Annotated in this window: 28 protein-coding genes; 11 read left to right on the plus strand and 17 right to left on the minus strand. The window is 61.2% G+C overall.

Annotated elements, in window-relative coordinates:
• Positions 1–39: 39 nt before the first annotated feature.
• From pgl to eda, 4 genes are read left to right on the plus strand one after another with little or no spacing between them, the layout of a single operon-like run.
• Positions 40–750 carry a 6-phosphogluconolactonase gene (gene pgl / locus ASF14_RS16480; RefSeq protein ID WP_056437543.1) on the plus strand — a complete coding sequence of 237 codons (711 nt, stop codon included), beginning with the start codon at positions 40–42 and terminating at the stop codon, positions 748–750.
• Positions 747–2,564: a phosphogluconate dehydratase gene (gene edd, locus ASF14_RS16485; RefSeq protein ID WP_056437545.1), complete on the plus strand. Its 1,818-nt coding sequence runs from the start codon at positions 747–749 to the stop codon at positions 2,562–2,564. Before pgl ends, edd begins: the two co-directional genes overlap by 4 nt.
• A gap of 21 nt (positions 2,565–2,585) precedes the next feature.
• Positions 2,586–3,551: a glucokinase gene (gene glk / locus ASF14_RS16490; RefSeq protein ID WP_056437549.1), complete on the plus strand. Its 966-nt coding sequence runs from the start codon at positions 2,586–2,588 to the stop codon at positions 3,549–3,551.
• Positions 3,548–4,153 (plus strand): bifunctional 4-hydroxy-2-oxoglutarate aldolase/2-dehydro-3-deoxy-phosphogluconate aldolase, encoded by a 606-nt coding sequence (gene eda / locus ASF14_RS16495; protein ID WP_042482810.1) that lies wholly within the window; start codon positions 3,548–3,550, stop codon positions 4,151–4,153. The genes glk and eda overlap by 4 nt, the downstream gene beginning before the upstream one ends.
• Before the next feature lie 95 nt (positions 4,154–4,248).
• On the opposite strand, the gene ASF14_RS16500 is transcribed toward eda, so the two are convergent.
• Complete coding sequence (locus tag ASF14_RS16500) at positions 4,249–5,118, minus strand: LysR family transcriptional regulator (protein WP_056437552.1); 870 nt, start codon at positions 5,116–5,118, stop codon at positions 4,249–4,251.
• Between the two features lie 94 nt (positions 5,119–5,212).
• On the opposite strand from ASF14_RS16500, the gene bla reads away from it, so the two are divergent.
• Complete coding sequence (gene bla, locus ASF14_RS16505; RefSeq protein ID WP_056437555.1) at positions 5,213–6,076, plus strand: subclass B3 metallo-beta-lactamase; 864 nt, start codon at positions 5,213–5,215, stop codon at positions 6,074–6,076.
• Between the two features lie 3 nt (positions 6,077–6,079).
• Here the strand turns inward: bla and mltG are convergent, their stop codons facing one another.
• The 6 genes from mltG to fabD form a co-directional block, all read right to left on the minus strand.
• The gene (gene mltG / locus ASF14_RS16510) at positions 6,080–7,048 is read right to left on the minus strand and encodes an endolytic transglycosylase MltG (protein WP_056437558.1); all 969 of its coding nucleotides are present in this window, start codon (positions 7,046–7,048) and stop codon (positions 6,080–6,082) included.
• Positions 7,049–7,358: 310 nt separating this feature from the next.
• Positions 7,359–8,615: a beta-ketoacyl-ACP synthase II gene (gene fabF / locus ASF14_RS16515; RefSeq protein WP_056438398.1), complete on the minus strand. Its 1,257-nt coding sequence runs from the start codon at positions 8,613–8,615 to the stop codon at positions 7,359–7,361.
• Positions 8,616–8,735: 120 nt separating this feature from the next.
• Positions 8,736–8,972, minus strand: coding sequence for an acyl carrier protein (locus ASF14_RS16520; protein ID WP_007403554.1), 237 nt, complete (start codon positions 8,970–8,972; stop codon positions 8,736–8,738).
• A 131-nt stretch (positions 8,973–9,103) separates the two neighbouring features.
• Entirely contained in the window at positions 9,104–9,844 is a 741-nt protein-coding gene (gene fabG / locus ASF14_RS16525; RefSeq protein WP_056437560.1) for a 3-oxoacyl-[acyl-carrier-protein] reductase, read from the minus strand.
• 12 nt (positions 9,845–9,856) lie between these two features.
• Positions 9,857–10,279 (minus strand): GxxExxY protein, encoded by a 423-nt coding sequence (locus ASF14_RS16530; RefSeq protein WP_056438402.1) that lies wholly within the window; start codon positions 10,277–10,279, stop codon positions 9,857–9,859.
• Between the two features lie 44 nt (positions 10,280–10,323).
• Positions 10,324–11,283, minus strand: a complete 960-nt coding sequence (gene fabD, locus ASF14_RS16535) for an ACP S-malonyltransferase (RefSeq protein WP_056437562.1) — start codon at positions 11,281–11,283, stop codon at positions 10,324–10,326.
• 255 nt (positions 11,284–11,538) lie between these two features.
• On the opposite strand from fabD, the gene rpsF reads away from it, so the two are divergent.
• The 5 genes from rpsF (at position 11,539) to ASF14_RS16560 (ending at position 14,046) form a co-directional block, all read left to right on the plus strand.
• On the plus strand, positions 11,539–11,949 hold the full coding sequence (rpsF, locus tag ASF14_RS16540; RefSeq protein WP_037567458.1) for a 30S ribosomal protein S6: 411 nt from the start codon (positions 11,539–11,541) through the stop codon (positions 11,947–11,949).
• On the plus strand, positions 11,949–12,173 hold the full coding sequence (rpsR, locus tag ASF14_RS16545) for a 30S ribosomal protein S18 (protein WP_007403456.1): 225 nt from the start codon (positions 11,949–11,951) through the stop codon (positions 12,171–12,173). The genes rpsF and rpsR overlap by 1 nt, the downstream gene beginning before the upstream one ends.
• Positions 12,174–12,185: 12 nt before the next feature.
• Positions 12,186–12,779 (plus strand): 50S ribosomal protein L9, encoded by a 594-nt coding sequence (gene rplI, locus ASF14_RS16550; RefSeq protein WP_056437565.1) that lies wholly within the window; start codon positions 12,186–12,188, stop codon positions 12,777–12,779.
• A gap of 495 nt (positions 12,780–13,274) precedes the next feature.
• A complete protein-coding gene (locus ASF14_RS16555; protein ID WP_056437568.1) occupies positions 13,275–13,508 on the plus strand; it encodes a hypothetical protein in 234 nt (77 codons plus the stop codon).
• Positions 13,509–13,713: 205 nt separating this feature from the next.
• Positions 13,714–14,046, plus strand: coding sequence for a hypothetical protein (locus ASF14_RS16560; RefSeq protein ID WP_056437570.1), 333 nt, complete (start codon positions 13,714–13,716; stop codon positions 14,044–14,046).
• A gap of 3 nt (positions 14,047–14,049) precedes the next feature.
• On the opposite strand, the gene ASF14_RS22365 is transcribed toward ASF14_RS16560, so the two are convergent.
• The 5 genes from ASF14_RS22365 to ASF14_RS16570 all read right to left on the minus strand — a co-directional run bounded on the left by ASF14_RS22365 (position 14,050) and on the right by ASF14_RS16570 (position 17,128).
• The gene (locus tag ASF14_RS22365) at positions 14,050–14,259 is read right to left on the minus strand and encodes a hypothetical protein (protein ID WP_236697111.1); all 210 of its coding nucleotides are present in this window, start codon (positions 14,257–14,259) and stop codon (positions 14,050–14,052) included.
• Entirely contained in the window at positions 14,240–14,374 is a 135-nt protein-coding gene (locus ASF14_RS22440; RefSeq protein WP_269083253.1) for a hypothetical protein, read from the minus strand. The genes ASF14_RS22365 and ASF14_RS22440 overlap by 20 nt, the downstream gene beginning before the upstream one ends.
• A 73-nt stretch (positions 14,375–14,447) precedes the next feature.
• Positions 14,448–14,633 carry a hypothetical protein gene (locus ASF14_RS21635; RefSeq protein ID WP_156361248.1) on the minus strand — a complete coding sequence of 62 codons (186 nt, stop codon included), beginning with the start codon at positions 14,631–14,633 and terminating at the stop codon, positions 14,448–14,450.
• Between the two features lie 184 nt (positions 14,634–14,817).
• The gene (locus ASF14_RS16565; protein WP_082442299.1) at positions 14,818–15,993 is read right to left on the minus strand and encodes a DUF5131 family protein; all 1,176 of its coding nucleotides are present in this window, start codon (positions 15,991–15,993) and stop codon (positions 14,818–14,820) included.
• Between the two features lie 295 nt (positions 15,994–16,288).
• Positions 16,289–17,128, minus strand: a complete 840-nt coding sequence (locus ASF14_RS16570) for a DNA-methyltransferase (protein ID WP_168371553.1) — start codon at positions 17,126–17,128, stop codon at positions 16,289–16,291.
• A gap of 167 nt (positions 17,129–17,295) precedes the next feature.
• Here ASF14_RS16570 and ASF14_RS16575 point away from each other — a divergent pair, with 167 nt between their 5' ends.
• A complete protein-coding gene (locus ASF14_RS16575) occupies positions 17,296–18,765 on the plus strand; it encodes a KAP family P-loop NTPase fold protein (RefSeq protein ID WP_082442325.1) in 1,470 nt (489 codons plus the stop codon).
• A gap of 93 nt (positions 18,766–18,858) precedes the next feature.
• Here the strand turns inward: ASF14_RS16575 and ASF14_RS16580 are convergent, their stop codons facing one another.
• From ASF14_RS16580 to ASF14_RS16590, 5 genes are all read right to left on the minus strand, one after another.
• Positions 18,859–19,731 carry a hypothetical protein gene (locus ASF14_RS16580; protein WP_156361251.1) on the minus strand — a complete coding sequence of 291 codons (873 nt, stop codon included), beginning with the start codon at positions 19,729–19,731 and terminating at the stop codon, positions 18,859–18,861.
• Between the two features lie 41 nt (positions 19,732–19,772).
• Positions 19,773–21,191, minus strand: coding sequence for a VapE domain-containing protein (locus ASF14_RS16585; RefSeq protein ID WP_056437582.1), 1,419 nt, complete (start codon positions 21,189–21,191; stop codon positions 19,773–19,775).
• Between the two features lie 162 nt (positions 21,192–21,353).
• Positions 21,354–21,581, minus strand: coding sequence for a hypothetical protein (locus tag ASF14_RS21945; RefSeq protein ID WP_168371555.1), 228 nt, complete (start codon positions 21,579–21,581; stop codon positions 21,354–21,356).
• Positions 21,582–21,707: 126 nt separating this feature from the next.
• Positions 21,708–22,439 carry a hypothetical protein gene (locus tag ASF14_RS21645; RefSeq protein WP_156361252.1) on the minus strand — a complete coding sequence of 244 codons (732 nt, stop codon included), beginning with the start codon at positions 22,437–22,439 and terminating at the stop codon, positions 21,708–21,710.
• Between the two features lie 44 nt (positions 22,440–22,483).
• Positions 22,484–22,957 (minus strand): hypothetical protein, encoded by a 474-nt coding sequence (locus ASF14_RS16590; RefSeq protein WP_056437585.1) that lies wholly within the window; start codon positions 22,955–22,957, stop codon positions 22,484–22,486.
• Positions 22,958–23,255: the final 298 nt, after the last annotated feature.

The raw sequence follows: 23,255 nt of genomic DNA on the forward strand, positions 1-23,255 counted from the left end.
GGTCCTATCTTGCGCCCCGAATATCTAGGACAGGATGACATGACCGACGAAATCGAATGGTGGGATTACGAAGACACCACCGAAATGGCGAACGCGCTGGCGGGCGACATCCAGTTCATCATCGAAAGCGCGATCGAGGCGCGCGGCGCGGCGGTGATCGCACTGTCGGGCGGCAAGACGCCGATCCCGGTCTATGAAAAGCTGGCCCAGGCCAAGCTCGACTGGAAGCGCGTGACCATCGTCCCCGCCGACGAGCGCGTCGTGCCGCTGGGCGATCCGCTTTCCAACGTCACCATGATCGGCAAGATCTTCCTGCCCAAGGGCGCGCGCGTCATGCCGATCGTGCCGCAGGCCACGTCGGACTATAAGGCCGCCGGTCGCTCGGCCGATGCGCTGATGCAGGAACTGCACTGGCCGCTCGACCTGGTGCTGCTGGGCATGGGCGCGGACGGGCACACCGCCTCGATCTTCCCTGGCCCCGACTATGACGAAGCGCTCAACGGCCCCAAGGAGCGCCGCGCGTTGGGCCTGATGCCCGACCCGCTGCCGCCCGAAGCGCCGGTCGCGCGCGTGACGCTCAGCCGGGCGGGCATCGTCTCGGCCCGCTCGATCATGTTCGCCATCTCGGGCCCCGCCAAGAAGAAGGTGCTGGAAGACGCGATCAAGGAAGGCGCATCGTCGCCCTATCCGGTCGGCCGTGTCCTGGCCGAAGTCGAACTGCCGATCGACATCCACTGGAGCGAGCAATGAGCCTCAACGCCGCCGTCTCTGCCGTCACCGACCGGGTCATCGAACGCTCGCGTCCGGGCCGCCAGGCCTATCTCGACCTGATCGCGCACGAGGCCGAGACGGCGGTCCGCCGCCCCAATCTGGGCTGCGCCAACCTCGCCCATGCCTATGCCGGGACCGAGGAAGACCGCGACGCCATGAAGGCGGATCGGGGCATGAACATCGGCATCGTGTCGGCCTATAACGACATGCTGTCCGCCCACGCCGTCTATTATCGCTATCCCGAACTGATGAAGGTCTGGGCACGCGAAGTCGGCGCGACGGCACAGGTCGCGGGCGGCGTGCCCGCCATGTGCGACGGCGTGACGCAGGGCTATGCGGGCATGGAACTGTCGCTGTTCAGCCGCGACACCATCGCGCTATCGACGGCGGTCGCGCTGAGCCATGGCACCTTCGAGGGGGCCGCGCTGCTCGGCATCTGCGACAAGATCGTGCCCGGCCTGCTGATGGGCGCGCTGCGCTTCGGCCATCTGCCGATGATCCTGGTCCCCGGCGGCCCGATGCCGACCGGCCTGCCCAACAAGCAGAAGGCCGCCGTCCGCGAAGCCTTTGCCGAGGGCAAGGCAGGGCGCGACGAGCTGCTCGACGCCGAGATCGCGGCCTATCATTCCAAGGGCACCTGCACCTTCTACGGCACCGCCAACACCAACCAGATGATGATGGAGGTGATGGGCCTGCACATGCCGGGCGCCGCCTTCGTCAATCCGGGTACCAAGCTGCGCCAGGAACTCAGCCGCGCCGCCGTCCATCGCCTCGCCGCGATCGGCCAGCGTGGCGACGACTATCGCCCGCTGGGGCGCTGCGTCGATGAGAAGGCGATCGTCAACGCGGCGGTTGGCCTGCTCGCGACGGGTGGTTCAACCAACCATCTGATCCACCTGCCCGCCATCGCACGTGCGGCGGGGATCATCATCGACTGGGAGGATATGGACCGCCTTTCGGCCGCCGTGCCGCTGATCGCGCGTGTCTATCCCAACGGCTCGGCCGATGTGAACGGGTTCGAGGCGGCGGGCGGCATGCCCTATGTCATCCGCGAACTCCTGTCCGCCGGGCTGCTCCACCGCGACATCATGACCGTCGCGGGCAAGGACCTGTCCGATTACGGCCAGACGGCGGTCATCGCCGAGGATAAGCTAAGTTGGACCCCGGTCGGCGACAGCGGCGACAAGACGATCCTGCGCCCCGCCGCCGCGCCCTTCTCGGCCGATGGCGGCATGCGCATCCTGTCGGGCAATCTGGGTCGCGCCTGTATCAAGGTGTCGGCGGTCGAGCGCGAACGCTGGATCATCGAGGCCCCCGCTCGCGTCTTCTCCGACCAGTCGGAAGTCCAGGCCGCGTTCAAGGCGGGCGAGCTGGAGCGCGACGTGGTGGTCGTGGTCCGTTTCCAGGGCCCCAAGGCGAACGGGATGCCCGAGTTGCACAAGCTGACCCCGCCGCTGGGCGTGCTCCAGAACCGGGGCTTCAAGGTCGCGCTCGTCACCGATGGCCGCATGTCGGGCGCCAGCGGCAAGGTGCCCTGCGCTATCCATCTCAGCCCCGAGGCGATCGGCGGCGGCGCGATCGGCCTGATCCGCAACGGCGACATCGTCCGTCTGGACGCGGTCGAGGGCACACTGAACGCGCTGGTCGATCCGGCCGAATGGGCCGCGCGCGAGCAGGCGGCGACGCCCGCCCCGGCACAGGGCATGGGCCGCGAGCTGTTCGCGCTGTTCCGCCAGGCCGCCGACGAAGCCGAGAAGGGCGCATCGCCCATTCTCGCGGGCGCGGGCCTGTAAAGAGATAAGGGGGAGGACATCATGGAAATCGTAGCCGTCGACATCGGGGGCACGCATGCGCGCTTCGCGATCGCCGAGGTCGAGAATGGCCGGGTGGTCAAGCTGGGCGAGCCGTGTACGCAGAAGACGGCCGAGCACGCCTCGCTCCAGACCGCGTGGCAGGCGTTCGAGGCGCATCTGGGCCGCCCGCTGCCCAAGGCGGCCTCGCTCGCCATCGCCTCACCGATCACCGGCGACGTCATTCGCATGACCAACAACCCCTGGGTCATCCGTCCGTCGCTGATTCCCGAGCGGCTGGGTGCGGACGTCTATACGGTCATCAACGATTTCGGCGCGGTCGGCCATGCCGTGGCGCAGGTGCCGGAGGAGGATTTCCTCCATATCTGCGGCCCTGAAGAACCGATGCCCGCCAACGGCGTCGTCACGGTCTGCGGCCCCGGCACCGGCCTGGGCGTCGCGCAGGTTCTGCTGACGCCGGAACGCTACCATGTCATCGAGACCGAGGGCGGTCATATGGACTATGCCCCGCTCGACGGCATCGAGGATGCGATCCTGAAGCGCCTGCGCCGCACCTATACCCGCGTATCGTGCGAGCGGATCTGCTCGGGACCCGGCATCGTCGCCATCTACGAAACGCTCGCCACGCTGGAGGGCCGTGCGGTGCCCAGCCGCGACGACCGCGAAATCTGGACCGAGGCGCTGGAGGGCACCGATTCGATCGCGCTGGCCGCGCTCGACCGATTCTGTCTCGCGCTCGGCGCGGTGGCGGGCGACTTCGCGCTGGCGCAAGGTGCCAAGACCGTCGTGATCGCCGGCGGCCTCGGCTTCCGGATCAAGGACAAGTTGCTGCGTTCGGGCTTCGACCAGCGCTTCGTCGCCAAGGGCCGGTTCCAGTCGCTGATGGCGCGCATCCCCGTCAAGCTCATCACCCATCCCCAGCCCGGCCTGTTCGGTGCAGCCGCGGCCTTTGCCCAGGAGCATTCATGACCGACATCGCCACCATCATGCGCACCAGCGCGGTCATCCCCGTGCTGGTCATCGACGACGCCGCCACCGCCAAGCCGCTGGCCGAGGCGCTGGTCGCGGGCGGGCTCAAGGTGCTGGAGGTGACGCTGCGCACCCCCGCCGCGCTGGAGGCGATGGCCGAGATGAAGAAGGTGCCCGGCGCGATCGTCGGTGCCGGCACCGTCGTCAACGAGCAGCAGCTGCGCGACGTGGCGGATGCGGGGGCCGAGTTCATCGTCTCGCCCGGCCTGACCGATCGTCTCGGCGCGGCGGTGATCGAGAGCGGCATCCCCTATCTGCCCGGTATCGCCAATGCGGGCGACATCATGCGCGGGCTGGACCTGGGCCTGACCCATTTCAAGTTTTTCCCCGCCGAAACGAGCGGCGGCCTGAAGGCGCTGAAGGCGCTGGCCGCGCCCTTCTACCAGGCGCGCTTCTGCCCGACCGGTGGCATCACCGAAGCGAGCGCCCCCGACTGGCTGGCCTTCGACCGCGTGCTGTGCGTGGGCGGCAGCTGGGTAACCGGCGGATCGATGGCCGATGTGGAGGCCAAGGCCCGCGCGGCGGCAGCGCTGCGGGGTTGATCAAGGACGAACACCCTCACCCTTCCCTCTCCCGTTGGGAGAGGGAGGGAGGCGCAAGGCGCCGGAAGGGTGAGGGTGATAGATCACTGGCGAGCTCAAGCGCCCACCGCCCCGACCAACCACAGACGAAACGCCTTCATCGCCAGCCCTTCCTTCCGCGACAACAACCGCGTTAGCCAGTACCGCCCGGCGTCGATCTCCACACCGAATGGTCGAACCAACCGCTCATTCGTCAGCTCGCGCCCGAACATCGCCTTCGGCGCGAGCGCGACACCCAACCCGGCCATCGCCGCCGTCACCATCAAGGCCGAACTGTCGAACATGGGTCCACGCAGTGCCGGTGCCGGAACGCCTGCCGCGGCGAACCAGCTTTCCCATTCGCTGACCCGATAGGATCGCAACAACCGCTCCCGCGCCAGATCGCCCGGCTCCCTCAATCGCGCGGCCACCAGGGGGGTACAAAGCGGCGTCAGCGGTGCGGCCATCAGCGGCTCGGCATGGGTGCCATGCCAGGCCCCGTCGCCGAAGCGGATCGCGTAATCCAGCCCCTCCCCCGCCAGATCGACGCGGTTGTTGTTGATCGACACGCGAACATCGATGTGCGGATGGGTCGCCGCAAAATCGTCCAGCCGCTCGAGCAGCCATCCGGTCGCGAAAGTCCCCACCACCCCGATGTTCAGCACATATTGGAAACGGCCGTCGGCAAACCGGTCGAGCGTCGCCCCGATCCGGTCGAACGTCTCGGCCAGGACCGGCACCAGCGCCTGTCCGTCATCGGTCAGCGCCAGTCCTCGCGGCAGACGATGGAACAGCCGCGAGCCAAGTCTCTTTTCCAGTGCCGCGACCTGATGGCTGACCGCCCCCTGGCTGACACACAGTTCGATCGCGGCGCGCGTGAAGTTCAGATGCCGCGCCGCCGCCTCAAAGGCTCGCAAGGCATTGAGGGGAAGCTGTGCGCGGTCCATGCCCCATCATGAAATCCGCTCATGGCTGTGTCGAGGGAAGATGCTTTGTCGCACGGGACAAAGCGATCCATTCTGCCGGGCAAGGAGACACGCCATGCTCGCCAGACCGACCCTGCTTTCGCTGATCGCCATCGTCACCGCGCCCGCCATGCCACAAACGCCCGATCCGCTGACCAAACCGATCGTGACCGATCACACGGCGGAATGGCTCGCACCGCGCCCGCCGGTGAAGGTCTTCGGCACCACCTATCTGGTCGGCTTTGGCGGTTTGAACGTCGCGCTGATCGATACGGGCCAGGGTCTGATCCTGATCGACGGCGCGCTGCCCCAGGCCGCACCTGCGATCCTGGCCAATGTCGCAAAGCTCGGCTTCCGCCCGCGCGACATCAGATATATTCTCAGCACGGAGCCGCATTTCGACCATGCGGGCGGTTTAGCTGCACTCGCGCGCGACACTGGTGCAATGGTCGTCGCCAGCCCCCGGGGCGCGCAAGGGTTGCGCACCGGGCGGCTGGCCATGGACGATCCGCAACGTGGGTATGACAGCAGATTTCCGCCCGTCCGCACGGTGAAGGTCCTGCGCGACGGCGAGCGACTGACCCTGGGCAACACCATCGTCACCGCGCGGGCGACGCCGGGCCATACCATGGGCAGCACGAGTTGGAGTTGGCGTGCCTGCGAAGCCCAGCGGTGCAAGGCGATCGTCTTCGCCGCCAGCCTGAACCTGGTATCGGCCGACGATTATCGCTTCTCCGCCCCGACGAACAAGGCGGTGGTCGCGGCCTTCGCGCGCGGTCAGGCGGCGATGCGCGCCCTGCCCTGCGACATCCTGATCACCGCCCATGCCGATCAGGACGGCGCGACCAGCCGGTTCCTGACGACGCCGGGCGCGTGCCGCGCCTATGCGTCCTCGTCACAACGCAAACTCTCCCAGCGCCTCAGGCAAGAAGCGCGCTGATCGTCACATCTCGCCGCGCTGGCGGCGGATCGCGTACCATTTCTGCACATTGGCATTATGCTGCGCCAGCGTATCGGCAAACACATGGCCGCCCGATCCGTCCGCCACGAAATACAGCGCCTTGCTGTCCGCCGGGTTCAGCACCGCGTCGATCGAGGCACGCCCCGGATTGGCGATCGGCCCGACCGGCAGGCCGGGGCTGGCATAGGTGTTGTAGCCGTTCTTGGCGTGAAGCTCGGACCGCAGGATACGGCGGCCGAGCGGACGCCCCTTGGTGATCGGATAGATCACGGTCGGATCGGCCTGAAGCGGCATGCCGATGCGCAGACGGTTACCATAGACCGCCGCGACCGTTCGCCGTTCGGACGGCTTGCCGGTTTCCTTCTCGACGATCGAGGCGAGGATGATTGCTTCCTGCGGCGACTTGACCGCGATGCCGGGCTTCCGGTCGGCCCAGGCCTGGGCGAGATAGGTCTTCATCGCCTTCTGCATCCGCGCGACGATCGCGGCACGGGTATCGCCCTTCTGATAGGCATAGCTGTCGGGCAGGACCGATCCCTCGGCGGGAACGGGCACATCGCCAGTCAGGCCATCGGCCCGCATCAGGGCGTCATGGACGAGGACCGAGGGATAACCCTCGGGCACCGGCACCAGCCGCTGGCGGACCTTGCCCTCCTGGAGCAGGGTCAGGACATCATGCGCGCTGGCATGTTCGGGGATGGCATATTCACCCGCCTTGATCGCCCCGCCATCACCGAAGACCCGTGCGTACAGGCGAAAACGACTGGCCGAACGGATCGCGCCGGCCTTTTGCAGTTCGTTGGCAGCACGCGCCAGGCTCGCCCCCTCGGGCACGACGACCGCCAGCGGCTTGTCCGCCGGACCGCTACCCGCCCAGTCATGCGCGACCCAGGCGAAAACGGCGATGCCGATCAGCCCCAGCAGCAATCCGATACAGCCGACCTTGCGCATATCTCACCCGGTTTTTGACGAGGGCGCAGTGGCCCGGACATGGAACAACCCCGGCACCGATCCGGGTCCGCTTTGCTGGCCGCCCGATGGCGCGGGCTTGAGCGTTTTGCAAGCGGACCCGGCGGTGGCCGGGGTTTTCTTTGGATAAGCCCGCCCTTCGTTCGCACTGAGCGAAGTCGAAGTGCACGCGAACTCGCCCCGCATCCCGTGGCCTTCGACTTCGGCGCTATGCACCGAAGTCTATCCTGAGCGGCTGGCGTGCCAGCCAGCCGAAGGGCTCAGGCTGAACGGAAGTTGGGGTTCGGGCGAATTAAATCGCCTTCATCACCAGCGAAGCATTGGTGCCGCCGAAGCCGAACGAATTGTTCAACACCGCCTTCACTTCGCGCTTCTTGGCCGTGTGCGGCACAAGATCGACGCCCTCGGTGCCCTCATCGGGATTGTCGAGGTTCAGCGTCGGCGGCACGATCTGGTCGCGCAGCGCGAGGATGCAGAAGATGCTCTCGACCGCACCGGCCCCGCCCAGCAGATGGCCGATCGCCGACTTGGTGCTCGACATGGACGCCCCCGACAGGTCGTCGCCGAACACGCGCTTGGCAGCGGCCAGTTCGATCGTGTCGGCCATGGTCGAGGTGCCATGCGCGTTGATATAGTCGATGTCCGACGGCTCCATGCCCGCCTTGCGCAGCGCCATGCGCATCGCATTCTCGGCGCCCTTGCCTTCGGGATGCGGCGCGGTGACATGATAGGCGTCGCCCGACAGACCGTAACCGACGACCTCGGCATAGATTTTCGCGCCACGCGCCTTGGCGTGCTCATATTCCTCGAGCACGACGACGCCCGCGCCCTCGCCCATCACGAAGCCATCGCGGCCCTTGTCATAGGGGCGGCTGGCTTCGGTCGGACGGTCGTTCATGCTCATGTTGAGCGCACGTGCCTGGGCGAAGCCAGCGACGCCGAGCGGGTTGATCGTGCTTTCCGCACCGCCCGCCAGCATGATGTCGGCATCGTCGTCGCGGATCATGCGCGCCGCATCGCCGATCGAATGCGCGCCGGTCGAGCAGGCGGTGACGACCGCATGGTTCGGGCCCATTAGGCCGTATTTGATGCTGACCTGGCCGGAAATCAGATTGATCAGGCGGCCATGGACGAAGTGCGGGCTGACCCGGCCGGGGCCGCGCTCGTGCAGGTTGACCGATTCGATCTCGATGCCCGGCAGACCGCCGATGCCCGAGCCGATCGACACGCCCGCGCGCAGCCGCATCTCTTCGTCCATCTCGGTCAGACCGGCATCTTCCAGCGCCTGACCGGCGGCGTCGATGCCATAGACGATGAAGGGATCGACCTGGCGCTGGACCTTGTGGTCGACGCGCTTGTCGGGGTCGAAGCCATACTCATGGTCCTTGGGCTTCACCTCGCACGCGATGGTGCATTTCTGGCCCGTGGTATCGAACCGCGTGATCGGACCGGCGCCGGACTTGCCAGCGATCAGATTGGCCCAGGCGGTTTCCACGTCCGCGCCCAGAGGCGTGACAAGACCCAGTCCGGTTACGACGACGCGCCGCATATTCCACTCCATTCCCAAACGAAAACGGCTCCCCGCCCGCTAGTCGGGGTCGGGGAGCCGCTTGAAACCTGGTCTTGCGACCCGTTCGGCCCGCAGATCATGCGGGCCGAGGCCCCGGTATTAGGCCTTGTTCTCGTCGATATAGGTGATCGCGTCCTTGACGGTCGTGATCTTCTCGGCGGCATCGTCCGGGATTTCGACACCGAACTCTTCCTCGAACGCCATGACGAGCTCGACGATGTCGAGGCTGTCGGCACCGAGGTCGTCGATGAAGCTCGCGTCCTCGGTCACCTTGTCGGCTTCGACGCCGAGATGCTCGACGACGATCTTCTTCACGCGGTCGGCGGTCTCGCTCATGGTAATCCCTTCTCGTAATTCATCGGGGGTTGATACTTCCTGAACGCACGTAGAACGCGCGCCCTAGTCTGGCAAGCCCGTCCAGCGACGGACTTGGGCCAGGATAAGGTCATTCGTGGCAAATATGCCTCTTACAGCATCGCCATGCCGCCGTTCACGTGCAGCGTCTGGCCGGTGACATAGCCCGCTTCCTTCGACGCCAGATAGACGACGGCGGCACCGATATCCTCGCCCTTGCCCAGATCGCCCGCCGGGATCTTGCCGAGCAGCGCGGCCTTCTGCGCCTCGGGCAGCACGTCGGTCATCGCCGAGCGCATGAAGCCGGGGGCGACGCAGTTGACGGTGACGTTGCGGCTGGCCAGTTCCTGCGCCACCGCCTTCGACATGCCGACGATGCCCGCCTTGGACGCGGCATAGTTGGCCTGGCCGGGATTGCCGGTCGCGCCGACGATCGAGGTGATCGAAATGATGCGGCCGAAGCGCGCCTTCATCATCGGCTTGGCGGCGGCGCGGATCAGACGGAAGGTCGCCTCCAGGTTGACGCTGATGACCTGGTCCCACTCCTCGTCCTTCATCCGCATGGTCAGGTTGTCGCGGGTGACACCCGCATTGTTGACCAGGATGTCGAGCTTGCCGCCCAGCGCCTCGACCGCCTGCGGGATCAGCGCATCGACCGCGGCAGGATCGGACAGGTTGCACGGCACCGCGACATGATCGCCGCCCAGCTCGACGCGAAACGCCTCCAGCTTGTCGATATTGGAGCCGGACAGCGCCAGCTTCGCCCCCTGCGCCGCCAACGCCCTGGCCACCGCCGAGCCGAGGCCACCCGATGCGCCCGTCACGAGGGCGGTCATTCCTGTCAGGTCGAACATTTGAGAAACTCCCTAGAATTTTTGTTCGCGCAAAGGCGCGGAGGACGCAGAGGGGTTATGGTTGTTGACGAGGCGACGTATGCCCTCTCGCAGCGTCTCCCCTCCGAAGTTGATCAGCAGCCCCACAGGTTGCCCGGTGAGACGAAGATACGTCAGAAGTTGTTTGGCGTGAACGGGGGCCAATCGCTCAACCGATTTGATTTCGACCACAAGACGCTCATCGACCAGAAGGTCGATCTTGAAGGCCCCTTCAATACGCACACCTTCAAATTCGATGTCTATGCTACGCTGACGCGCGACAGAGCAGCCCATGGCTGCCAATCTGGCGGCCAGCACAATCTCATAGACACTTTCGAGGAGGCCGGGACCAAGCTCACGATGCAGCCGCAAAGCCACATCGACCACATCCCCGCTGACGAGATCGATGTCCCGCATGGCCCCGACTCCCCTCTGCGTCCTCTGCGCCTCTGCGCGCAAAATCAGAGCTTGGCGAGCAGCCCCTCGATATCGTCCATGGTCACGACGCTGACCGCATCGACGTCGGGGGCGATACGCTTGACCATGGGGCCGAGCACCTTGCCGCCGAACTCGACGCACTGCGTCACGCCCGCGTCCTGCATCGCCAGCACCGATTCGCGCCAGCGGACCATGCCCGTCACCTGCGCGACCAGCAGCGCGCGGATCGCGCCGGGATCGGCGACGGGGGCCGCCTCGACATTGGCATAGACCGGCACCAGCGGCGCGCGGATCGTCGCCTCGGCCAGCGCGGCGTCCATCGCATCGGCGGCGGGCTGCATCAGCGGGCAGTGGAACGGCGCCGACACCGGCAGCAGGACCGCGCGCTTGGCGCCCAGGTCCTTGGCCAACGCCACCGCCTTCTCGATCGCCGCGCGGTGGCCGGAGATGACGACCTGGCTCGGATCATTGTCATTGGCGACCGTACAGACCAGTTCCTCGCCGCCCTCGGCTAGAAGCGCATCGACCGCCGCACCCGCGATCGTCTTGGCCTTTTCCAGGTCCGCACCGAGCAGCGCGGCCATGGCCCCCTCGCCCACCGGCACCGCCGCCTGCATCGCCCGGCCGCGCAGCTTCAACAGGCGCGCCGTCGTCGGCAGGTCGATCGCATCGGCCGCGCACAGCGCAGTATATTCGCCCAGCGAGTGGCCCGCGACGAAGTCGGCCTTCTCGGACAGCCGCACGCCGCCTTCCTTCTCTAGCACGCGCAGGGTCGCGATGGCGTTCGCCATGATCGCGGGTTGCGCATTCTCGGTCAGGGTCAGCTCGTCGGCGGGCCCCTCGACCATCAGGCGATAGAGATGCTGGCCCAGTGCCTCGTCGACCTCCTGGAACACCTCGCGGGCGACGGGGCTCGCCTCGGCCAGCGCCTTGCCCATGCCGACGGCCTGGCTGCCCTGGCCCGGAAAGATGAATGCACGCATGTTGGTTCTGCCATGAAACAGTAATAGGATGGCCCGCGCGGTAGAAAGGTCGCCCGCCGCTGGCAAGTGTGCGCCCCTTCCCCGCTTGCCTTTTGCCGCCAAATCGCTATGAGCCGGCGCACCATTGGGCGGGAAGCACCTGCTTCACCCGCCCTCATGCCATTTTGGCGTGACGGTATTGAAGTATGGAAGACAGCCGGAGGGGTGTCCCACATGGGGTGGGCATCAGCGATCGGCCAACATAAGGTAAGCTGCATGGCTCTTTACGAGCACGTGTTCCTTGCGCGCCAGGATCTGGCACAGGCGCAGGTGGACGCGCTGGCGGAAGCCGCCACGAAGATCGTCGAGGACAATCAGGGCAAGGTCGTGAAGACCGAGACCTGGGGCTTGCGTTCGCTGGCGTACAAGATCGCCAAGAACCGCAAGGCGCATTACGTCATGCTCGAAATCGACGCCCCCGCCGGTGTCGTCGCCGAGCTGGAGCGCCAGACCCAGATCAACGAAGACGTGATCCGCTACATGACCGTCAAGGTTGACGGCCATGAAGAAGGTCCGTCGGTGATGATGCGCAAGCAGGAGCGCGACCGCGAGCGTCGTGCCGATCGTGGCGAACGCCCCGACCGCGCTGACCGCCCCCGTCGTGATCGTGAAGAGGAAGCCGCATAATGGCCCGCCCGTTTTTCCGTCGCCGCAAGAGCTGCCCCTTCTCCGCGAAGGACGCGCCCCGGATCGACTATAAGGACGTCCGTCTGCTCCAGGGCTTCGTGTCCGAGCGCGGTAAGATCGTGCCGTCGCGCATCACCAGCGTGTCGGCCAAGAAGCAGCGCGAACTCGCCCAGGCGATCAAGCGCGCGCGTCATCTGGGCCTCCTGCCCTACGTCGTGAAGTAAGGGGTCTTACAGATGAACGTTATTCTGCTTGAGCGCGTCGAGAAGCTCGGCGCCATCGGCGACGTGGTTTCGGTGAAGGACGGCTATGCCCGTAACTTCCTGCTGCCGCGCAAGAAGGCGCTGCGCGCCAACGAAGCCAACAAGAAGGTGTTCGAGGCCAACCGCGCCCGCATCGAAGCCGAGAACGCGAACCGTCGCGCCGAGGCCGAGGTCGAATCGAAGACCTTCGAGAACGCCACCGTCACCCTGATCCGTCAGGCGTCGAACGTCGGCCAGCTGTACGGCTCGGTCGCGGTGCGCGACCTGGTCGAGGCGCTGGTCGCCGACGGCCACAAGGTGAACAAGAGCCAGATCGTGCTCGACCGTCCGATCAAGGCGATCGGCCTGTACGACGTGCGCGTCGCGCTTCACCCGGAAGTGGCCGTGACCGTCAAGGTCAACGTCGCCCGCTCGCCGGAAGAAGCCGAGATGCAGGCGCAGGGCGTCGACGTCATGGCCTCGATGTTCGAGCGTGACGAAGCCGGCTTCACCGAGGATTACGATCCCAACGCAGAGCCCGGCGCCACCGCCGAGGTTCAGCCGGAACAGGAAGAAGCGCAGGGCTAATCCCCAACGCTTCGGCCTTCCGCCGAAAAAGAAAGGGCCGTCCGGCATGTCCGGGCGGCCCTTTTTTGCGTCTTGGGGACGACACCATGGCGCACGGCACGCTGGCCGCGCAGGACGACGTTACGGACAGGCCACGCAGGCGCTGACCACGGCGGCCAGCGGGATCAAAGCGAAAATGAGCGGCATGATATGTTTCATGGTAAAACTGCCTGTCTGTCCAATGGACCAGTAAATACACCGCGAAGTGCAAAAGTTTCGTTACGGTGAACGCTGAAACGTAAAAAATCTCAACTCATCGCCCTATGGGCTCGGTTCATCGCCAGAACAAGAGGTGTGCAAACTGGATCAGGACGATTTTGATTCGCAGCGCGATGGCCGGATCGCGTCGTGATCGGGAAAGCCGATCGCTGGGCACTCCCCTTCCTCCGTATATGGCGAAGAAGGGCGGGATTCCGCCTGCGTGCCGATTGGCCCCTGCTATGGCGGTTCGCGGCCGTGGAGGATTGGCCACCATGCGCCCTGCTGGGCGATGATTTCAACTGGGCGGGCAAGACCGGGACAGGCTTTGTCGCGGATCATGGCGACGAGACCTTGTATCTGATCGACCGGGACTGGTTCGGATGGCCCGATCCGCCGCAGTGGAGCCTGGCTTCCTATGATCGGCGACAGGATCGATATTATTTCTGGGGCGATTTCAACGAACGCCCTTCGGCTTGGCGGCTTCCCTGACGGTTCGCCCCCCCATCGGGATAGGCGTGACGTCCGGCAGCGTCGCACAGAAGCAGTTCGCCGGTCTTACTTCCGCCCGAACAGCTTCTCGATATCGCCATGCTGCAATTTCACCAAGGTTGGGTCATAAAATGCAATGCGTGATCGGTTGACGTTTGGCTCACCTTTGTTGTCATAAGGTGGGTGCCTGATCACGGAGACACCAATGTTCCTCATCGCAATCCGCCGTTATGTGAAGCCTGATTGCGAAGGCGCGTTTCTCGCGCATTACGAGTTGGAAAAAGCAAATCATCCCGATTTTCGAGGTGAGACGCTGACCAAAATTGTTGACGACTCTTCGATCCCGGAGCCGATGCGGGGCCTGTTCACGGTTCGCCCGGACTGCATCAATTTTCTCAATCTGGCGAAGTGGGAACGCTGGGAGTCGTTCGACAGCCAATGCGAGATGTCGAGCGGCAATTTCGACTCCAGATTTGAGGTCGCTCCCCGCGAACGGCACGTCCTCGAAATCGTAAAAACGGTTGAGGGTAACGACTGACCGCTATCCGAACGTCCACCGGCTCATCATCGCGGCGTGATCCGCCTCCCCCTGACGCCGCAGGCGCGCGAGGTGCCGGTCAATCTCCCGGCGATCCTCTTCATCACCCTCTGTCCAGATGTCAGCGACCAATCGTGGGATTGACCATTCGGACAGCGGCGCGGCTTCCGCCATGACGGCATAATCAGGCTGATCAACGTGCAAAATCATCATCCACCTCCAGCTTCGCGGTGATTTCAGTCGCGGCGTCGATCGCACCAAGGAGATAGGCGAACTGCACGTCTGACGGGTCAGCAGCGGGGAATATGTCGCGCAGACAGTCGCGCATATTTTCGAATTGTTCTCGTGTCATAACGATATTTAATCGGCGGGCCGCGTATCCCGCCGATAAGGGTCAGAAATCAAAGTTCTTGGTTGTTGATCGCCCAAAGGGCGGCACTTGGGATGATACCTCGGCGATCACGCTCAAGAAATTCAGTAGCGGAGCGTCCATAGATCGCATCATCATGGCCGTTCTCGAAGCGGTAGACCGAACCGCGCTGCGTCAAGACGGCGGGACCGTCACGCCAAATTTCAATTTCTGTCATGGTCGGGACTTTCTCGAAAGGTAATCTTCAACATCCGCTAACCGGAAACGCGGCTGCGGTCGGGCACCCGGCGGGGCGATGTTGATCGTGGGGATGTCGAGCGTACCAGACGCGCGACGGCGAGAGATGGTGCGGATGTCGAGACACAACATCCGCGCCAATTCGGCCGAAGTGATGAGGTCGCTCACGCGGCTTTCACCCGGATGCGCGGCTTGATCGCCCGATACATCTTCACACGCTTCGTCCGGCCACGTTTGCCCGCGACATCCCTCAAGAATGACTCTACGTAACCGCCCGCCTGAAGATCAACCAAAGCCCACGCGTGATAGTTCACAAGGCGGGGGGACGCTGGATCAAGGCCTTCTTGGCGCAAGACCGCATCACGCAGTTCCTCGCCAGTCATCGGGCCTTCGTCACGTAGCTTCTTCCAGATCGGTTCACGCAGTGAGCGGCGAGGCGTATCGTCGTTATGGACGGGAGGAGCGTCTTCCAAAGCGTGTTCGCTCGCGAGGTGATTGCGAAACTCTAGAATCGATGACCAACCGCGACGCTCGTTGTCGTTTGACGTTCCCGCTTCAACGGACTTTGAGGCGCGAGGCGTAGGCATCTCATCCCACGTCCGACCGTCAAGTTCGCGCCCTGCGTTATCCTTTTTTCGATGCCAGAGGCCGCGTTCGTCGTAATTACCCCATTGCTTGAAGAAAAAAGCGACCTTCGCTTCAATGCAGCGGTCACGAAGATCGCGCACCCAATCGATCGACATCGGCCTGATCTTGTCACGCGAACGACCAGACTCGCCGCCCGCGATCAGCCAATCAATATCGGTAAGATCGAGCGAGTGGAGCGGGCCAAGAAGCGGTTCCGCACTGATGAAGCGGACAGCAGCGGGGATCTTGCGCAGATAATCGGCGCGGCCAGCGTATTTGTCGCTCTCGATGCTAGTGCCCATCCAGATATTTTCTGACCATCGCAGTTCGCTTGCGATACGGACAGCGCGGTTCGGCCGCTTGGTCAGAATCTGATACGTGTGGTGGGGCGTCGCATTCATGATTGCGAACACACGCTTGATCGTAGCGTCATCCACGCCTTCGCCAAACAGGTCGCTCATCGAGTTCACAAACCACGTCGTGGGCGATGTTGTGCGGACAGGTTTCTCAAAAATGTGATCAGGCGCGACATTATAGCGCCCTGTCCAGTCTACGCGCTGAGCATCGTTGATCGTCACACCAGCGTAGTGCGGAAACATCCCATTTTTTCGGTGACTTTCGAGGATTGCATAGCAGTTATCACATCCGGGCGAGACCCGCCGACATCCCACGACGGGATTCCAAGTTTTTCCGGTCCATTCTATCTTACTCACTTATTGCTCCTATGACTCGAACCCGCAGGTTCATCGTTTACAAGCCAGCGCGCCTACCGATCGTCCTGACAAGACAAGACATCGCGCCAGTTTTCGTCTTCCGCAAGGCCTCGAAATATCTACCACTTTTTATATAAACCGGACTTCTCATGGTCGATTTAGATGTTACACTTGTGAATACACACAACTTTGACCACGACAACTCACCGCTGCGTGTCGACGTTTTTATTTTTGATTTTGGCTTGAATCGTTGCGCGCTGCGTCGCGAAGCAACAAAAACTTTTACTTGCGCGGATTACTCAGCCGCGATGGGCTCGCACTCATCATTCGCGACGACCGTGACCGGATGGAGAAGCTCGCATTCAAACGGTCCCGGATTCTTCTTTTCATCCATGATCCGGTCATAAGCGAAGTCGAAGTATTCTTCTTCGCGCTCGATACCGACGAAGCTTCGACCGAGCCGGATAGCCGCGACCCCAGCGGTACCCGAGCCCATCGTGCAGTCGAGGACGACATCTCCCGCATTCGAATATGCGGCGACCAGAAACTCAAGAAGGCCCACAGGCTTTTGGGTAGGGTGAAAAGGGCGAACGGGGTTGTTGAACTTCAAGATAGAGCGCGGAAATTTCTTCCACGCCATATACTCTTCACCCACTCGCGCCGCCGTGGTCTTTCCATACGCTTCCGTCTTGACCCGGCGCTTCTTCCTGACCTGATCCGGCACAGCACCGATGGGGTTATAGGTCATCCGGCGTGTCGAGCGCGATGCGTCAACGATCGCCCCTTTGGAGAAAACCAAAACTTCTTCGTGCGCAGAGACGGGCTGGTTCTTCGATTTCAGGTGCGAAGACGGCCGCGATTTCTCCCAAATGAGGGTGTACTTATAGAGGTCAGGTGCAGCCGTAATCAGATCAGCCGTGAAGCGCCCGGCCGAATTCAGGATGATAGTGCCGTTCGCCGTCGTGATGCGGCGAAACTCATCCCACAGCCGCGCCATATCAAGCCGCTTATCCCACGCGCAGACCGTGGTGGCGTAGGGCAGGTCGGCGCAGATCAGGTCAACATGACAGTCGGGAAGCTGCGACATCACGTCAAGCGCGTCGCCAAGGATCAGTTCAAGGAAGGTGTCGGCCAACGTGCGCTCCATCACGATCCACGATCGCTTTGATCATGCTCGTGATGCCAAGGCGGCACCCGTTTCCTGCCCGCGATTATACAGATTTTACAAGAAAGTTCAATATGGTTGTTTTCGCTTGACGGTAGACCTTGCGAACGGTGGAGAACGGCGAATACGCTGTGAGCATGACGGATACCCCATGGGCCAATGACAAACTCAATCGCCAAGCGGACGGCGAGCACCTAATCAGAGTGATGATGGAGCGCTATGAGGCTCGGAAAGCCTCCGGCAACGGCTCATACATTCTGAACATTGACGCGGCATGGGGGACGGGGAAGACCTTCTTCCTTGAAAATCTTGCAGCATCGCTTCGCGCCGACCACGTCGTGGGGATGGTTAACGCGTGGCAAGATGACCATTCGAATGATCCGCTCATAACCGTGATGGCAGCGATCGAAGGCGCACTAAAGCCTTTCCTCGATGAAGAACCGAAAGCAAAAGCCGCGTTTCGCAAGGGCAAACAGGCGCTTGGCACTGTGGCGGCTGAAACTGGCAAACAGATGGCCTTTCATGCCCTGAAGACCGTAGCAGGCATAAGCGTTGACAAGATTGCCGACCGCGTACGGGAGGCGACCTCCACCCCCGCCCCGTCAAAAACTGATCCCAAAGACAATGAAAAAGACAAGGACGAAAGCTTCGATAAGAGCTTTGAAAAGGTATGGGACGCCTCTCTAAAGACGCTTGTCAGTGAACGCGTCGCGCAGCATCAAAAAGCGACTGATGCCATTCGCATTTTCAAGGAGCAGACCGCTCTTGCCATTGAGTATGCCGTTGGCAAAGGCATGCGGGCACCGATGTTCGTCTTCATCGATGAACTCGATCGCTGCCGACCGACATATGCAATTAAGTTTCTTGAAGATGTCAAACATCTTTTCAGCATCGAAGGCATTGTCTTCGTCGTGGCCACCGACAGCGAGCAGTTAGCGCATTCGGTTAAGGCGATTTATGGAGCGGAATTTGAGGCACGAAAATATCTCCGCCGATTTTTTGATAGGGTATTCGTTTTCCCTGAGGCAAAACGCCACGCCTTCGTCGCCCATCTCCTTGAACAAGCCGGAATCGACGCCAGCAAGGTCTTTTTCCCATTAGCAGGGAATGAGCCGTGGTCACTCATCACTGAGTGGGCAGATCAGACACGGCTTTCAAACAGAGATTTGGTGCAATGTTTTGAGATAATTTCGACGTTTGTAACTTCATGGGAACATGAATTAGCGGTCGAACCATTGTACCTTCTTGCGCTTGTATACGCTTTCTACACAGACGAAATTATTACATTCAAGATTCTAGAAAACGGCGGCCAGATAAAATCTAATTCAATGGCTGAGTGGCATATCACTTATCAGGTGCAGGATATAAATACCGGAGGCATGAGGGCTACATCCGCAAAGGTCACCGACTGGCTGCAATCGTCCGCAGGTAGAATGATTGAACCGAAAACGTCCATTACTGTTGGTCCTGTACCATACGAAATTTACATAGATCACGAACGCCAAAATCGGTTTCCTAATGGCATGTTTGTGGGAAGTCGTGAGAAATCGCTTCTTGGCGAATATCCCAGCAGAGTGCGCAACGCCGGGCGCGTCATAGATCGCTGAACTATTATTTATTTTCACAAATGCCCGCGCAGCCAAATTACAGCTACAAAGTTCTGCGCGGACTAGAATACTCATGTATGCGGCAGGTTTATGTCACAGCACACGCCTTTCCGCCCACGTGAACGCGTTGGTCGCATCATTGCGATGCTCGAAGGCGCTCACCTTCCGGCCGACCCTCAAGCTGAACGCCTTCGAGATTTCCACGAGATGTTCAACGCTTATGTCGTAGCCCCGCCGCCGGGCAGTAACAGCGGCGCTGCACAAAAGTTTGAATGTCCGACCGCCCTTCACGCGTGTGAGGCTTTCCGTCAGAGCCGTAGCGGATATGATGGGCGAGCTATCCAAGTCACAAAGCGTGTCGAAATCTACACTACCGTTTCGGCGTTGGCGGAGGTCTGCCCTCGCCTTCGCCAGAGGGTCGAAGAAGGCCGGACGCGCTGGCGCGGGGATCGGTTCAGGATCGCGCGGAGAATCCCGCAGGATCGCATCCACGACGACGGGCTGACCATCTCGACATGATCGCAGTTCACATGGTGTACCCGACCATACGCGAGGGAGGATCGACAGACGGGAGATGTCACGCGTCTTCTGATCCATCGCGACGCCCCACTTCTTCGCCAGCGCAAACCAGAGGGCTTCGTAGTCGTCGCTGTTCACCGGACGGTCGAGGAAAAGGACGATCCTAAAACGGTGATGGTCCGCGCTGTGCTTCGTCGTTGTGTAAATGACAAAGGGGGTGCCCATCTGTCTAACCGCCGCTTCCGCCGCGTCGAGCGTCCAACCCTCATCAACATCGAGCGCGATGGCGCTGGCGTCCAATGCGTGGGCCTTCGCGCGCGTTACACCATCGGGATACCTTGCGGTCGAGAATGCGCCTGTAGCGGCTTTGTGGGCAGGATCGGCGGCAATAGCCGCCTCACCTTCCAGCAGCGAAATCAGGTCGTCACGTGATATGTCGAACGCCACCCCATGGGCGTCCTTTACGCCCGCGTAGAACCCCACCCGGATCACTTGGACACCATAGCGAGCGCGGGCGTGGGTTGGCGCGTCAACACGTAGCCATTGGCCGACGAAGTGCGGTGACGCTTCAGCCATTGGTCGTCAGATCGAACGAGGCGACCAAGCTCCTGCGAAAACGAGTTTAAGTTTCGCCGATCAGCGATCGTTTCCGATCCTCCGTTCACCATGGCGCGATGAGTAAGGTAATTTGCGAACAGTGTCTTGGTCGCAAGAAAGCCGTCTTCGCTCGCCTCCCATAGATTTTGCAGGTCTTCTTCTTCGATAGTGAGGAGCCAATTCTCCACAGGACTACGGTTACGCATCTCGGCCTGACGAACCGCCAGCTCATCCATGTAAGCGGCCATTGGGTCTTCATCGGAGGCCTGCACGCTGCCCCACGCGGCGGCGAAGTCGAATTGGTCGAGAAAGCCACGCGGCGGCTGAACCCAACGAAGTTCACAAAACCGGCGGATGCCGGTTGGATCAAGAATGATTTCGCTGACGCTGAGATTGGTCGTGGCGATGAATGTCGCGCACTGGCGGATTGTCACGGTCGAATTCGTCCTCATTGGACGACGCTCAAGATAGTCAGCGGTGATGACGTGTTTGATCGTCTCGACATCCGCCTTTGCGGCCTTTGCCATTTCATCCAGAATGATGACGTAAGACCGCCACAGGTCGATATTGCGATCATCGGCCAGCGCTGCGAAATCGCTCGACACCACGACATCCGCCAGCGGACGGGTCAGCGCGTTGACGAACCACGATTTACCCGCGCCTTGCTCCCCTGTGATGACGGACATCAGCGGGTACGAGACGGGCAGATTGTGAAGCTTCCGCTGAACCTGCCAAACGAATTTCTTGAGAACAGCGGCCACAAATTCAGGTGATCCACTATCGGGCGAGAAGCAGCCCTTCGCCAGCGCAATCCAGTCAAATGAGCGGCGATCCCCTACCCTCTTCCGGACACCTTCAAGCGCGGCATCGCGTGACATCTGATAATGGTCTTCCACCGCATCGTTGATCGCGTCACGCGGATAAGTGATGTCGAGTTCACCAGCCGTGAGGCGCGCGCCCCGCGCAAGGTCGAGGATGGTGAAAGAGTCGTGGCCCGCGACGGTGATCGCGCCCTTGTAGCTGATCTTCGCTCCAAGATGCTCTGCGTACAGCGCTGCATATTCTCTTGGTGAATTCGGAGCCTGACCCAACGCCCTCATAAGGCGGTCGCGCTGGCGCGCCTTGGCCGTCGCCGCCTCGACCTGTTTCTTCGTCACAATCTTGTGTTCGATGAGCTTTCGAAAATAGGGGCGATTATCCTGCGACCAGTCGAGTTCAAGGAATGGTTCGGCGGGGTCGATGATATCGTAGGTGTCTTGACGGTCGCGCAGTTCCTTTAAGCGAGAGTTCAATTCATCATTGTAGTCCATAAATCTCCTTGCAGTTTCAAAACAAAAAGAGCCGGATGGCGGTCAGTCCATCCGGCTCTCATTTTTGTTTCACTACAAGGTATGTGTATTTATACACTTACACCCATCTCGTGTCACTAAATTCGTTTCCAGATGCCGCCTGACCTCGGCTCCTGAAACTATTTATACACGCACTTCGATTTGGTGTCGATTTAAACCAAAATCGCGAAGTTCAGTCGCCAGCGGATGCGGATCGATGATGGGGTGATGGCGAAAATGGAGGGGTTTATGGAGGGGCTTGGTTTTCTTCGATTTATAGAAACGGCGGAAATCCGCCGTTTTTTTTAAGAAAAATGGAGGGGTGTAAGGGATGTAAGGGTTTTTCTTCATTAATAGACCAGAAGAAAACAACTTATTCCTTATTCCCGCTATACCCCATTTGTTGCCTCCATCCCTTACACCCTATCATTAAGCCCGCTTGCGCTGGGGCCTGAATTTGCGGCGACTTTTGGCAAACCCCGATAGATCAAACTGACATCAGAGCGAGTTCACCACTTCGGCATTTTGCATTTCCGCCGTACGATCGGCCTGTTCCTGCTTCTCTCTCCAAAGCGCAGCCCGCTTTTCGATTGCCCTCTCGGCCCGCGCATTGATCATCTCAATCTCGATGATTTTAACAAGCTCAGGCGTTCCCGAAAGTTTTACGCGCACCATCAACCCACAGTCGACGGATGGCCCGGCACTAAAAGAAAATCCGCTTGCGTCTGCGCACCGGGACAGAATTTTACCATCTGCCGTTACGCCCTCACCTGCGAAGTAAAGCCCGTTTGAAACCTCCGTCCGCTTGCCATCGCCTACGGCATTTACCGTTTGCAGGTTTGGCTCAACCAAATTTCCAAATTTTGACCGAAGAAGTTTCATGACGGCATCACGGCTTGTGCCGTTCGGAAATTCGCGACGCCGTTCAATTTTTATCACATCACGCGTCGGCAAATCGGACTGCGTAGTAAGCGTTATCGTATCGAACGGGGCTTTCGCATAGGTATATATGTCACTGAACAACTCTATTTCGTGACCGGGAAGCGACTTCTTAAATTTCTGGATGGCTTGCACCCGAGTTTCCCCCGGCCTTGCCCCTTCAATATCAAATTTGGCATTCTCGGCAGGACTCAAATGCCTGCCAGTAAGCGCAGGCGTCTCGTCCTTGTTTTTTGATTCACACCCTGATGCCAATATGGCAAGCGCGAGAACGCCAAACGCCTTGTTCATATACCCCCGTCAAATTTTACATTCGTTCAGGAAAGTGAGCAGGCTCAGCCCTGCCCTTTGGCCGCCTTACGCGCCGCGATCGTCGCCGCATAAGCTGCCCGACGTTCTTCCGACCAGCCCTTGCCACCACCTTCACGAGGTACACGTGCGGTACGAGCACGAGGCATAGGCGCACTGCCCTCTTTGCCCTCAAGCTGGTCGTCCACCTCGCCCGCCTGCACTTCGGCAATCAGCTTGTCCAAGACATCTGTAAAGCGCTCTGACGGGACGTAGTTCACTTCCTTACCGCCCAGCACCAGCGGATGTCCGCCGGGGAGCACGGGGCGGAATTCCACGACACCATTCGCAATCTTAAAATCCTTCGCGCCGCGCGCGGGCTCGGTCGCGAGAAACTTGGCCTTCTGCGTTTCGAGGCGTTTCACAAGCTTGGCGCGATCCTTCGCGGGATCGTAGGCCTTCTTCGCGAACACGTCGGCGAGCTTGTCGTCAAAGAGGTTGAAGATGTCTTTCAGGGCCATGGGAGGGCATCCTTGATGATTGAACGCCGCAAATTATCGGCAAAAAGTTAAAGTTCAATCATGCAAAGCCTACGAAAGACGGACACGGTCCCATCAATCTTTCGCAGGGCGAATAGCGTGACATCCAACACATATAGAAAAGGCCTGTCCAACACCTCACGATGCTGGACAGGCCCGTTTAAACAGCCTAAACGGCTGCTACGCTATATCGGCGGTACCATAGGCCCGCCTCCTTTCTGCCCGATCCGAGCGAAAGAGTAGCAAATGAGGTTCTTCGGAGCCGCAATCTCCTAGAACC

This window comes from Sphingomonas sp. Leaf257 (assembly GCF_001422185.1).
GTDB lineage: Bacteria > Pseudomonadota > Alphaproteobacteria > Sphingomonadales > Sphingomonadaceae > Sphingomonas > Sphingomonas yabuuchiae.